Consider the following 12,325-nt stretch of genomic DNA (forward strand, 5'->3'; position numbering starts at 1 on the left):
TGACTGTCCTTTCGGTTCGGTGAGTCCGGACCGGTGAGTTCGGTCCGGTGGATCCGTGCTCAACGGCTGTCGCCGGTGCTCAGCGGGTCTTGCCTGTCGGCTCGGTGGTGGTGGTGCGCGCGACGCGCGCGGTCCGGGTGCGGGGCGCGGTGGGCTTCGCGGGGGCCCGCGCGGCCGGGGCCGGCCGGCTCTCGACCGCGGCCTCGACGAGCTCCGCGATCCGGGTTCCGGAGCGGCGCCCTTCGAGGTGCAGCCGGCCGACGTTCGCCCGGTCGCCGGCCAGCAGCGTCAGCACGGCGGACGGTCCCGCCGCGTAGGTCGCCAGATAGCCGTGCTCGCCGTGCAGCAGCAGCTCGCGGAAATCGCCCCTTCCGGTCGCGTCCGCCATGCGCAGGGCGACTCCCAGCGCGGCGGCGGTGAGCGCGGCGAGCCCCTCCGGCTCCACGCCCGGGGTGTCCTGGGCCAGTACGAGGCCGTCGACGCTGGCCGCGAGGGCACCCGTCAGCTGGGGCACTCGGGCCCGCAACCGGTGTAGTTCGTCGAGGACTTCGGCCTCGGCCGCCATCAGTTGTCTCCTCTCGGCACGCTGTCGGAGCGCGCGGATCACAAGGCCTCCAAGGCGTCTCTGAGCCGGCGCAGCAGGGCGACGTCGGGATCTGCCGACGCCTGCGCCGCCTCCGCGGCCTGCGCGACCACCGTGGAGACCGGGGACAAGGGGGTTGCGGGTGCTTCCTGCGGTGCCCGGGATCCGTCCGGTCCGGACGAGCCCGGCCCGGATTCGGCCGGCCCGGACCCGGCCGCGACCGGTCCGGACGTGATCGTCGGCGATCGCGTCGTCACGATTCCGGCGGCGGCGAGCCGCCGGAGGTCGACCAGGGTGTGGAAACCCGGACGGCCGAGCACCAGCGAGATGTCCGACGCCGTGCGCTCACCGTCCACCTGGTCGAGGACCGTGCGCTGACGCGGAGGCAGGGCCGAGTCGACGGCACGGCCGGTCCGTACGAGCGGCTCGGTGTCCGTGCCCGGCTCCGGCCAGATGCGGTGCAGGAGATCGCGACGCCGCAGCGTCTCCCGCTCCACCGCGTCCACGGAGACCGGCCGCACGGGCCCGATCCAGTGCGCGACCCCGTATCGGAAGCGCGCCGGACCGCTGCTCGGGCCGAGCGTGAAGAACGCCGCGTCGTACAGAGCTCCCAGGTGGCACAGCTCAAGGGCGCCCGCCGTCAGTCGCCCGCTGTCCACCAGGAACCGTCCGACCCGCCGGTCGGCCCCCGCCTCCGAGACCGCCTCCCACCAGCCGTCCGAGCCCAGCGCGCCGCGGGTGGTGAGCAGCACGTCGAGCCCGGGTGTCGCCGGGCTCTCGGCGTGCACCACCTGGCCCTCGACCAGATACAGCACACCGCGTTCCCGCGTCAGGACGCCGGTGGCGCGCTCCTCGGCGAGACGGCTGAGCATCGGGCTGAGCGTGGGCGGTATGCCGGACCGTGGTTCCGCGCGGTTCGCGGGTCCGCGGTCCGGGGTGGTGCGGTCCGCCGGGACGTGGTCCGTCCCGACGGGGTCCGCCGTGTCGCCGTCGGCTCTTTCGGCGTCGGCTCTGTCGCGGCCGGGCAGGGGGCGTGCCTCCACCGTGGTCACCCCACCACCAGCCGTTCCGCCATCTCGCCCAGGCGTATGCGGGCCAGCGCGAGATTGCCGTCCGAACGACCCAGCCACAGATGCAGGAACACGCTGCTGTCGAATGTCGTACGGACGAAGCGCAGGACGTGGTAGCTGTCCTTGTTGCAGATGATGAGATCTTCGACCGGCGGCTGTCCGCCGGACCAGTCGGCTCCTTCCTCGGGGGCGAAGGCCTTGTGCTCCGCGGCCAGGCGGGCGAGCTCCGCCGCCTCGGCCGCGGTGGCCTCGTGGTCCCCGTTGGGCGAGTCCCCGACCGTGCCAAGAGCCAGTCCGCTGGTCCAGTCGACCACCGAGGCTCCCCGGGCTCCGGGCAGTCTCATGGCCTCCAGCAGGCACTCGTCGATTCCGGGCACGGTGCTACCCTCCCGCCCGTTGTAGTTCGGCTGAGTGACGCCGAAACTACGCAACGTGTGCGCGAGGAGTGATGGTTCTGGCATTTTCCTGAGGAACATGCCAGCGGCTGGCTAGAGTGTGTGGATTTTCCCTTTCAGTCCTCGCTCCTTACACGCAGCACCACCTTGTTCAGCGCCCACAGGCCCACCCCTACGGCCAGCAGCACTCCGGCGCGGATGTAGACGTCCGCGGGACGGTCGGCCAGCGGGCTGGCGAGGATCAGCGCGGTGAGGGCGCCGAGCACCGGAAGCACGGTCGGCGTACGGAAGTGCTGGTGATCGACGGGGTCGCGGCGCAGGACGAGAACCGCGATGTTGACCACGGCGAACACGCACAGGAGCAGGAACGACGTCGTGTCGCCCAGGCCCTCGATCTCGCCCGTGGAGACCAGCCCGATCGCGAGCAGCGTCACGAAGGCGATGCCGACCACGGGTGTGCGACGCGTGGGCAGGACCCGGGCCATACCGCGCGGCAGGATGCGTTCGTTGGCCATGCCGTAGCACAGGCGCGAGGCCATCATGATGTTGATCAGCGCGGAGTTGGTGACGGCGAACAGAGCGATGAGCGCGAAGAGTTTGTGCGGGAAGTCGACACCGCCCGCCTTCACGACCTCCAGCAGCGGGCCGCTCGAACCCTCCAGCACCTTGTAGTCGACCAGCAGCGACGACACCAGCGCCACCAGGACGTAGATGGTGCCCGTGACCGCCACACCGATGAAGATCGCCCGCGGGAAGGTGCGGACGGGATCCTTGGTCTCCTCGGCCATGTTCACCGAGTCCTCGAAGCCGACGAACGCGAAGAAGCCCAGCGCCGTCGCGCCCAACACCCCGGTCATCAGCGCGTATCCGGTGCCGCTCGCCTCGAACTCGCCCAGCCGGGACGGCTCCCCGTCGCCGTTCAGCACGGCCCACGCGCCGATCGCGAGGATGATCACCAGGCCTGTCAGCTCGACCAGCGTCAGCACCACGTTCGTCTTCACGGACTCCGACACGCCCCGCAGGTTCAGGGCGGCCAGCAGCAGGATGAAGCAGATCGCGATCAGCGTCGGCGGCAGCGCGTCGCCCGTCAGCTCCGACAGGTAGTCGCCGCTGAAGGCGCGGGCAGCCGCGCTCGCCGACGACAGGCCCGAGCACATCACCATGAACGCGACGATGAAGGTCAGGAAGGGGACCTTGAACGCCTTCTGCGTGTAGAGCGCCGCTCCGGCCGCCTTCGGATACTTGCCGACCAGTTCGACGTACGACGCGGCCGTCAGGATCGCCACGACGAAGCCGATGGCGAACGGCAGCCACAGCGCCCCGCCGACCTTCCCCGCGACCTTGCCGGTGGTCGCGTAGATGCCGGTCCCGAGGATGTCGCCGATCACGAAGAGGATCAGCAGCTTGGGACCGAGGACCCGCTTGAGCCCCGGCTCCTCGGCGGGCGCCGGAGTGCCCGCGGTGGTTTCTGCGGTGGACAAGAGAACCTCCCCCGATCGGTGACCCGTGCGGGGACTTGTTCCCTGTGCCGCGCGCGGGATGCCGGTCGGGGCCCGTCTCAGAGGTTCATCAGAGCTTCGCCCGGCGGGGGCGCCTCAGAACATGTCCGTCAGCGACCCCGCGTGCGCCCCTCCCGACTCCGCCACGATCTCGTCGAGCGTCTGCGGCCTCCGGACCACGGCGAACCGCACCCCGCCCGCCCCGTCGGGCCCGAAGCCGTAAATCCCGGGCCGCGCGAGGGAGTTGTACGCGTAGTGGTGCGCGAAGTAGTACGCGCCCGTGTCCAACGCGGCCGCGTAGTCGCCCTGTTCGAGCAACGGCATCGACCGCCCCTCCGCCAGCAGGTCGCCCGCGAAGCACGCGGGTCCCGCCACGTCCTGCACCACGTCGGGCCCCGCCTTGGGCCGCCCCTTCGTGTCGTACGCGGCCACCCGCAGCGGCCAGGACTTCGGCGCGTACACCGTGCGGGCCGCCACCTGCACCCCCGCGTGCGTCACCGCGATCGCCCGCCCGCCGGCCGACTTCGCGTACTCGACCCGCGCCAGCACCACCCCGTGCTTGGCGAGCAGCGACCGTCCGAACTCCGTGACCAGCCCGTACCGCCCGTCGAACAGCCCCGGCACGGTCGCCGCGAGCAGTCGCGCGTACTCCTCGTACGTGGGCGTGTGCGCGTCCGACCCGAAGTTCACCGGCAGGCCGCCGCCGATGTCGAGCGTGTCGATCTGCCGCCGCCCGGCCCGCTCGTTGATCTCCTCCGCGAGCCCGTACGTCTCCGTGACCGCGCGGGCCATCAGCTCCAGCGGCATCCCCTGCGAACCGGAGTGCGCGTGCAGCCGGGTCAGCCACGGCCGGTCCAGATACGCCCGCACGACCCACTCGCGCGCCCCGTCGTCCCGCAGTGCGACCCCGAACTTCGAGGTCGCCGTCGCCGTCGACAGCGCACCGATCGAACCTCCGCCGACCTGCGGGTTCACCCGGATCCCGATGGGGGAGCGGGTCGAGGCAGAGCGCACGAGAGCGTCGAGGCGGGCCAGCTCCTGCGGGTTGTCCGCGTTGACCGCGATGCCCAGGGCGAGCGCCTCCCGCAGCTCCGCCGGGGTCTTGGCGGGCGAGTCGAGGACCGTACGGGCCGGTGGGACCCCGGCCGCCCGGGCGAGGGCCAGCTCGCCCGGGCTCGCGACCTCCGCGCCGATGCCCTCCCGGTGCAGCAGCCGCAGCACCGGCACGAGCGGGGTCGCCTTCACCGCGAACGCGTGCAGCACGGGCGTCCCCGGTGCCGTCACCGCGTCGAAGGCCGCCCGCAGGGCCGCCGCGGAGGCCCGGATACCGGTGATGTCGAGGAGCCCGATGATGGGGGTGGCCGGACCGACCAGCCCCTGTTCCACGGCCGCGCGAACGGCCTCGTCCCGCCGCGGGCCCCCGTCCACGGCCGGACCCGGCTCCCCGCCCGGCCCCTCCGAAGTCCCGCCCGGGTCCTTCGGGGTTCCGCCCGGTTCTTCGCCCGTCGAGTCCGCGTCTCCTGTGCCTGTGTATGCCGCCATACATCCAGCCAAACATCCGTGCCGCGCCCGTGCTGGCCCACGAAGGTATTGACTAGTTCTATTCAGGCGATCAGGATGTGAATATCGACTGAATGACCACCACCCGGAGCACTCACCAGCCGCCAGGAGGCAGACCATGTCAGGACCCCGCCCCGTCCGAGCACCGCGCGGTACGGAACTGAGCGCCCTGGGATGGCAGCAGGAAGCCGCACTGCGGATGCTGCAGAACAACCTCGACCCCGAGGTCGCCGAGCACCCCGACAAGCTCGTCGTCTACGGCGGCACCGGCAAGGCGGCCCGCGACTGGCGCTCCTTCGACGCCATGGTCCGTACGCTGCGGACGCTCAAGCAGGACGAGACGATGCTCGTCCAGTCCGGCCGGCCCGTCGGCGTCATGCAGACCCACGAGTGGGCCCCGCGCGTCCTCATCGCCAACTCCAACCTGGTGGGCGACTGGGCGAACTGGGAGGAGTTCCGCCGCCTGGAGGCCCTCGGCCTCACCATGTACGGGCAGATGACGGCCGGCTCCTGGATCTACATCGGCACCCAGGGCATCCTCCAGGGCACCTACGAGACGTTCTCCGCCGTCGCCGCGAAGAAGTTCGGCGGCACCCTCGCGGGCACGATCACCCTCACTGCCGGCCTCGGCGGCATGGGCGGCGCCCAGCCGCTCGCCGTCACCATGAACGACGGCGTCGCGATCTGTATCGACGTCGACCCGCGCGCCATCGAGCGCCGCATCGAGCACCGGTACCTCGACGTGAAGGCCGACTCCCTGGAGCACGCCCTCCAGCTCGCCGTCGAGGCCCGCGACGCCCGCCGCCCGCTCTCCATCGGGCTCCTCGGCAACGCCGCCGAACTGCTCCCGCGCATGCTCGCCGAGGGCGCCCCCATCGACATCGTCACCGACCAGACCTCGGCCCACGACCCGCTCGCCTACCTCCCCGTGGGCGTCGACTTCGACGACATGGCCTCGTACGCCGCGAAGGACCCGGCCGGGTTCACCACCCGTGCCCGCGAGTCCATGGCCCGGCACGTGGAAGCCATGGTCGGCTTCATGGACGCCGGCGCCGAGGTCTTCGACTACGGCAACTCCATCCGGGGTGAGGCCCAACTCGCCGGGTACGAGCGGGCGTTCGCCTTCCCCGGCTTCGTCCCCGCCTACATCCGCCCCCTCTTCTCCGAGGGCAAGGGACCCTTCCGCTGGGCTGCCCTGTCCGGCGAGGCCTCCGACATCCACAAGACGGACAAGGCGATCCTCGACCTCTTCCCGGAGAACGAGTCGCTCCACCGCTGGATCAAGCTGGCCGGCGAGCGCGTCCACTTCCAGGGCCTCCCGGCCCGCATCTGCTGGCTCGGCTACGGCGAGCGGGACAAGGCCGGCGAGCGGTTCAACGACATGGTGGCCAGCGGTGAGCTGCAGGCTCCCCTCGCCATCGGGCGCGACCACCTCGACTGCGGGTCCGTCGCCTCCCCCTACCGGGAGACCGAGGCCATGCTCGACGGCTCCGACGCGATCGCCGACTGGCCGCTGCTGAACGCCATGGTGAACGTGGCGTCCGGGGCGTCCTGGGTGTCCATCCACCACGGTGGTGGCGTGGGGATGGGACGGTCCATCCACGCGGGGCAGGTGTCGGTGGCCGACGGGACGAAGCTTGCCGGTGAGAAGATCCGGCGCGTGCTGACGAACGACCCCGGGATGGGTGTCATTCGGCATGTCGATGCGGGCTACGACATCGCCGAGACCGTGGCCGATGAGCGGGGCGTTCGGGTTCCCATGCGGGAGGGCGAGTGAGCGGCTCTGCTCCTGGGCCCGGCCGGGGGCTCCGCCCCCAGACCCCCGATCGGCCTGAACGGCCTCGTCCTCAAACGCCGGACGGGCTGAAGATGGCTGGACCGGGCTCGAAAGCTCAGCCGCGCCCAACGCCGCCGTCCTTCCACGACATGTGGCGGGAGCTGCAGCCCATCGGGCGGCACCCCGGCTCCGGTGGCTACCGGCGGTTCGCCTGGACCGGGGCCGACCGTGACTGCCGGGACTGGTTCGAGGAGCAGGCCCGGACCCGTGGGCTGAGCTATGAGCTGGACCGGAACGGGAACCAGTGGGCCTGGCTCGGGGACCCCGCCGCGGGGGACGCCGTTGTCACCGGGTCGCATCTCGACTCGGTGCCCGATGGGGGCGCCTTCGACGGGCCCCTCGGTGTCGTGTCGTCCTTCGCCGCGCTGGACGAACTGCGGGGCAGGAACGCGGAGTTCAGCAGGCCGCTCGCCATCGTGAACTTCGGTGATGAGGAAGGGGCCCGCTTCGGGCTGGCCTGTGTGGGGTCCCGGCTCGCGGCCGGAGAACTCACCGTCGAGGCGGCGCGGCAGCTCCGGGACGGTGACGGGGTCAGCCTTCCCCAGGCCATGGAGGCCGCCGGATACGACCCGGACGCCATCGGGGCCGACCCCGAGCGCCTGGCCCGGATCGGCGCGTTCGTCGAACTGCACGTCGAGCAGGGCCGCGCCCTCGACCTCTCCGGAGACCAGGTCGGCATCGCCAGCGCCATCTGGCCGCACGGGCGGTGGCGGTTCGACTTCCGGGGCGAGGCCAACCACGCGGGGACCACCCGGCTCGTGGACCGCCGCGACCCGATGCTGTCGTACGCGGAGACCGTGCTCGCCGCCCGGCGGGAGGCGAGCCTCGCGGGTGCCGTGGCGACCTTCGGCAAGATCGCGGTCGAGCCGAACGGCGTCAACGCCATCCCGTCCCTCGTGCGCGGCTGGCTCGACTCCCGCGCCGCCGACCAGGCGACCCTCGACACGGTCGTGAGCGGCATCGAGAAGGCGGCCCGCGAGTACGCCGACGAGCACGGGGTCCGACTGGACGTCGTCCGGGAGTCGTTCACCCCCGTCGTCGAGTTCGAGCACGCCCTGCGGGACGAGATCGCCCGCATCCTGGGCAGGGAGAAGGAAGCGGACCTCAAGGTCCCCGTCCTCGGCACGGGCGCGGGACACGACGCCGGGATCCTCTCCGGATCGATTCCCACCGCCATGCTGTTCGTACGCAACCCCACCGGCGTCTCGCACTCGCCGGCCGAGTACGCCGCCGAGGACGACTGCGTGGCCGGGGTGACCGCACTCGCCGACGTACTGGAAGGGCTGGCCTGCACGTGAGCGCGCGAGGCACGACCTACTGGCTGGAGCACGCCTGGCTCGACACCTTCGTCGAGCCGGGCGTGGCACTGGACGTGGACTCGGAGGGGCGGATCGCCGCCGTCCGCACGGGCGTCGACGCCCCGCCCCCGGGCGCCGAGATCCTGCGCGGCCTGACCCTTCCCGGTCTCGCCAACGCCCACAGCCACGCCTTCCACCGTGCCCTGCGCGGCACCGTCCAGGTCGGCTCCGGAACCTTCTGGACCTGGCGCGAGATCATGTACTCCTTCGCGGACCGGCTGACCCCGGAGACGTACCACGCGCTCGCCCGCGCGGTGTACGCCGAGATGGCCCTCGCCGGAGTCACGGCCGTCGGCGAGTTCCACTACGTCCACCACGCGCCGGGCGGCACCCGGTACGCAGACCCGAATGCGATGGGCGAAGCCCTCATCGAGGCCGCCGCCGAGGCGGGCATCCGCATCACCCTCCTCGACACCGCCTACCTCGCCGCCGGCCTGCTGAACAAGCGCACCGGGCAGCCCCCGAACCGGCACCAGCTCCGCTTCTCCGACGGCACCGCGGAGGCCTGGGCCGAACGCTGTTCAGTTCTCAAGGACCGGGATCACGCGCGGATCGGGGCCGCCATCCACTCCGTACGGGCCGTGCCCGCGGGGCAGTTGGCGACGGTGGCGCGGTGGGCCGAGGAGCGGCGGGCCCCGCTCCATGTGCACCTGTCCGAGCAGACGGCGGAGAACGACGCCTGCCTGGAGACGCACGGCTGCACGCCGACCCGGCTGCTCGCCGACCACGGGGTGCTCGGCCCGCGCACGACGGGCGTCCACAACACCCACCTCACCGACGAGGACATCGCGCTGCTCGGCGGCTCCACGACCGGCACCTGCATGTGCCCGACCACCGAGCGCGACCTCGCCGACGGCATCGGCCCGGCCGTCGCCCTCCAGCGAGCGGGCTCACCGCTCTCCCTCGGCTCCGACAGCCACGCCGTCATCGACCTGCTCGAAGAGGCGCGCGCCATGGAGCTGAACGAGCGCCTGCGCACCCGCACCCGCGGCCACTGGACGGCGGCGGCACTCCTGCGCGCCGCCTCCGCGGACGGTCACGCGGCCCTGGGCTGGGACGACGCGGGCATCCTCGAAGCCGGCGCGCTCGCCGACTTCACGACGATCGCGCTCGACTCGGTCAGAACAGCGGGGCCGGTGCCACGGCTCGGCGCCGAGACGGCCGTATTCGCGGCGACCGCGGCGGACGTGCGCCACACGGTCGTGGGCGGCCGGCACGTCGTACGCGACGGAGCCCATGCCCTCGTGCCGAACGTGCCGCAGGCCATGGCCGAAGCCGTCGAAGCCCTGCGCGCCTGATCCTCGCGCCCAGCCCGAGCCCGAGCCCCGACAAGGACGCCATGAGTACTGCGAACGGCACGACGACCGTCATCACCAACATCGCCAGTCTGGTCACCAACGATCCCTCCCTCGGTGACGGTTCCCCTCTCGGTCTGATCCAGGACGCGGCCGTCGTCATCGACGGCGACCGCATCGCGTGGACCGGTGATTCAAGAGAAGCACCCGCCACTGACAATCGCGTCGACGCCGGTGGCCGCGCGGTGATCCCGGGCTTCGTCGACTCCCACTCGCACCTCGTCTTCGCGGGCGACCGCACCCAGGAGTTCAACGCCCGGATGTCCGGCCGGGCCTACAGCGCCGGCGGCATCCGTACGACCGTCGCCGCCACCCGGGCGGCGAGCGACGAGGAGCTGGAGCGCAACCTCACCCACTACCTCGCCGAGGCCCTGCGCCAGGGCACGACCACCTTCGAGACGAAGTCCGGCTACGGACTGACGGTCGAGGACGAGGCCCGGGCCCTGCGCATCGCGTCCGCGCACACCGACGAGGTCACCTACCTCGGCGCCCACATCGTCTCCCCGGACTTCGCCGACGACCCCGCCGCATACGTCGCGCTCGTCACCGGCGAGATGCTCGACGCCTGCGCCCCGTACGCCCGTTGGGTCGACGTCTTCTGCGAGAAGGGCGCCTTCGACGGCGACCAGGCCCGCGCGATCCTCACGGCCGGCAAGGCGAAGGGCCTGCACCCGCGCGTCCACGCCAACCAGCTGTCCTACGGCCCCGGCGTCCAGCTCGCGGTCGAACTGGACGCGGCGAGCGCGGACCACTGCACCCACCTCACGGACGCGGACGTCGACGCCCTCGCGAGCGGGGACACCGTGGCGACCCTGCTCCCCGGCGCCGAGTTCTCCACCCGCGCCGAATGGCCGGACGCCCGCCGCCTCCTCGACGCGGGCGCCACCGTCGCCCTCTCCACCGACTGCAACCCGGGCTCGTCCTTCACGTCGTCCGTGCCCTTCTGCATCGCCCTGGCCGTACGGGACATGCGCATGACCCCGGACGAGGCGCTGTGGTCGGCCACCGCGGGCGGGGCCCGGGCGCTGCGCCGCACCGACGTCGGCCGCCTCGCCCCGGGCGCGTACGCCGACCTCGCGTTCCTCGACGCCCCGAGCCATGTCCACCTGGCCTACCGGCCGGGCGTACCGCTGGTCGACCAGGTGTGGCGGCGGGGCGTACGGGTGGTCTGAGGCGGGCCTGAGGCGGCCCCCGGGCGGGCCGGTCGCTCGGCTCGCCTCGGCCGATCAGCCCGCCTTGGCCACTCGACCTGCCTTGCCCTGTGCCGCCCCGTACATCAGCCGCCGCAGCACCGCCTCGGCCGGGCCCCGGCGCCCCGCGCGCTCCAGGGCGTACGCGCCCGCCACCGTGATCAGCCACACGCCGACCGCGAAGAGTGCCATGGTCCAGCTGGACAGGTGTTCGCCGAGGCCGAGCCCCCAGGCGGCCAGCACCGGCGCGAAGAGCAGCGAGTGCGCGAGGTAGCAGGACAGGGACCGCTTGCCGACCGCCGACACCGCCGTTACGACCGTGGCACCGACCCCAACCTCAACACCCGCATCCGCGCCTGCACCCGCCCCCACCCGTGCCCTGCGGCTGCTCCACCAGTGCACGAAGAGCGCGACGGCCGCCACGTAACCGAGCCCGGCGGCGTTGCCGGTGACATCCCGGAGCAGTGTGAGCGCTCCCTCCTCGCTCTGTGCGTCGGCCGGTACGTTCAGGGCGCCGACGTGGGCGAGCGCGGCGGGCAGAGCGCCGAGCCAGCCGACCGCGATGCCGATGACGGCCGTGCGGCGCAACAGGGTCCGATGGCGGCCGGGCTCCTCCAGGACCCGGCGCCGGGCCGCCCAGAAGCCCAGCAGGAAGACGACGTATCCGCCGCCGACCAGAGCCAGCGCGGAGGCCAGGAACGTGACGAACAGCCCGGTCTCCAGCCGGGTATGGGCCGCCGTGAGCCAGTTCCCCTCCTGTGCGGCGTACGCCATGAATCCGGGCTCCGCGCCCGCGTCCCCGAGCGTGCCCAACTCGCCCCGGAGCAGGGCCGATACGACGGGCTGGGCCGCGAAGAACACCATCAGTACGGCGCCGACGCAGATCCACCTCTTCAGCGCACGCTCGCTCCGCCGCAGGAAGACCAGGCCGAGGACGAGGCTCAGCACTCCGTAGTAGCCGACGATGTCGCCCGCCATCAGCAGGGTGGAGTGCAGGAGCCCGATGACGATCAGCCACAGACTGCGCCTGCGCAGGATCCTGGCGGCGCCGCGCTCGGAGTTGCCGGCGGCGGTCTGCCGGAGGAAGAGCTGCATCATCCCGTAGCCGAAGAGGAACGCGAAGAGCGGATAGACCCGCAGGTCCAGCACGATGATCATGGTGAACTGCACGGCGTGGTCGAGCCATGAGCCGTCCGCGGGCTGCCAGCCCGAGGGGCCGCGTCTGGCCGCCCAGAGGTGGAAGGCGGTGTTGGACAGAACGATGAGCAACAGCATGATCCCGCGTGCGAGGTCGGGTGCGAGCGCCCGTTCCTCGGCCCGCACGCCCCCGCGCCGCACCGGCGTCTCTTCGCTCGTGGTCGTCATGCCCCCAAGCTAGGAAGGGCCTGACCTGGGCGATATCGGCCGCCGGTCCACTGCCGACCGACCAAGGATGGCGGCGGTCCGGCGGCGAACAACCAAGGGATGACACCGAGCCG

The 12,325-nt window shown here is 72.1% G+C and carries 10 protein-coding genes; 4 read left to right on the forward strand and 6 right to left on the reverse strand.

Annotated features, from left to right (window positions below):
- Window positions 1-79: 79 nt before the first annotated feature.
- The 5 genes from ACN20J_RS29790 to ACN20J_RS29810 all read right to left on the reverse strand — a co-directional run bounded on the left by ACN20J_RS29790 (window position 80) and on the right by ACN20J_RS29810 (window position 5,089).
- The gene (locus tag ACN20J_RS29790; RefSeq protein ID WP_055617534.1) at window positions 80-565 is read right to left on the reverse strand and encodes a roadblock/LC7 domain-containing protein; all 486 of its coding nucleotides are present in this window, start codon (window positions 563-565) and stop codon (window positions 80-82) included.
- 38 nt (window positions 566-603) lie between these two features.
- A complete protein-coding gene (locus ACN20J_RS29795) occupies window positions 604-1,455 on the reverse strand; it encodes a transcriptional regulator (RefSeq protein WP_189838387.1) in 852 nt (283 codons plus the stop codon).
- Between the two features lie 176 nt (window positions 1,456-1,631).
- On the reverse strand, window positions 1,632-2,030 hold the full coding sequence (locus tag ACN20J_RS29800; protein WP_055617535.1) for a hypothetical protein: 399 nt from the start codon (window positions 2,028-2,030) through the stop codon (window positions 1,632-1,634).
- 134 nt (window positions 2,031-2,164) lie between these two features.
- Window positions 2,165-3,529 (reverse strand): APC family permease, encoded by a 1,365-nt coding sequence (locus ACN20J_RS29805; protein ID WP_189837151.1) that lies wholly within the window; start codon window positions 3,527-3,529, stop codon window positions 2,165-2,167.
- A gap of 114 nt (window positions 3,530-3,643) precedes the next feature.
- A complete protein-coding gene (locus ACN20J_RS29810; protein ID WP_419667213.1) occupies window positions 3,644-5,089 on the reverse strand; it encodes a diaminopimelate decarboxylase in 1,446 nt (481 codons plus the stop codon).
- A gap of 136 nt (window positions 5,090-5,225) precedes the next feature.
- Here ACN20J_RS29810 and hutU point away from each other — a divergent pair, with 136 nt between their 5' ends.
- From hutU to hutI, 4 genes are all read left to right on the forward strand, one after another.
- Window positions 5,226-6,884, forward strand: coding sequence for a urocanate hydratase (gene hutU, locus ACN20J_RS29815; RefSeq protein WP_189837153.1), 1,659 nt, complete (start codon window positions 5,226-5,228; stop codon window positions 6,882-6,884).
- A 92-nt stretch (window positions 6,885-6,976) separates the two neighbouring features.
- Window positions 6,977-8,242 carry an allantoate amidohydrolase gene (locus ACN20J_RS29820; RefSeq protein WP_419667214.1) on the forward strand — a complete coding sequence of 422 codons (1,266 nt, stop codon included), beginning with the start codon at window positions 6,977-6,979 and terminating at the stop codon, window positions 8,240-8,242.
- On the forward strand, window positions 8,239-9,600 hold the full coding sequence (locus ACN20J_RS29825) for a formimidoylglutamate deiminase (RefSeq protein ID WP_362305844.1): 1,362 nt from the start codon (window positions 8,239-8,241) through the stop codon (window positions 9,598-9,600). Before ACN20J_RS29820 ends, ACN20J_RS29825 begins: the two co-directional genes overlap by 4 nt.
- A gap of 41 nt (window positions 9,601-9,641) precedes the next feature.
- Window positions 9,642-10,829, forward strand: a complete 1,188-nt coding sequence (gene hutI / locus ACN20J_RS29830) for an imidazolonepropionase (protein ID WP_259333305.1) — start codon at window positions 9,642-9,644, stop codon at window positions 10,827-10,829.
- A gap of 54 nt (window positions 10,830-10,883) precedes the next feature.
- On the opposite strand, the gene ACN20J_RS29835 is transcribed toward hutI, so the two are convergent.
- Window positions 10,884-12,212, reverse strand: coding sequence for a DUF418 domain-containing protein (locus ACN20J_RS29835; RefSeq protein ID WP_419667215.1), 1,329 nt, complete (start codon window positions 12,210-12,212; stop codon window positions 10,884-10,886).
- Window positions 12,213-12,325: the final 113 nt, after the last annotated feature.

This window comes from Streptomyces sp. 2-1 (genome assembly GCF_048564895.1).
GTDB lineage: Bacteria > Actinomycetota > Actinomycetes > Streptomycetales > Streptomycetaceae > Streptomyces > Streptomyces phaeochromogenes.

Excerpts from the sequence above, each read along its gene's own strand:
- ACN20J_RS29795 (WP_189838387.1), bottom strand. The coding sequence starts at position 1,455 with ATGCTCAGCCGTCTCGCCGAGGAGCGCGCCACCGGCGTCCTGACGCGG.
- ACN20J_RS29820 (WP_419667214.1), top strand. The coding sequence starts at position 6,977 with ATGGCTGGACCGGGCTCGAAAGCTCAGCCGCGCCCAACGCCGCCGTCC.
- ACN20J_RS29835 (WP_419667215.1), bottom strand. The coding sequence starts at position 12,212 with ATGACGACCACGAGCGAAGAGACGCCGGTGCGGCGCGGGGGCGTGCGG.
- ACN20J_RS29790 (WP_055617534.1), bottom strand. The coding sequence starts at position 565 with ATGGCGGCCGAGGCCGAAGTCCTCGACGAACTACACCGGTTGCGGGCC.
- ACN20J_RS29810 (WP_419667213.1), bottom strand. The coding sequence starts at position 5,089 with ATGGCGGCATACACAGGCACAGGAGACGCGGACTCGACGGGCGAAGAA.
- hutI (WP_259333305.1), top strand. The coding sequence starts at position 9,642 with ATGAGTACTGCGAACGGCACGACGACCGTCATCACCAACATCGCCAGT.
- hutU (WP_189837153.1), top strand. The coding sequence starts at position 5,226 with ATGTCAGGACCCCGCCCCGTCCGAGCACCGCGCGGTACGGAACTGAGC.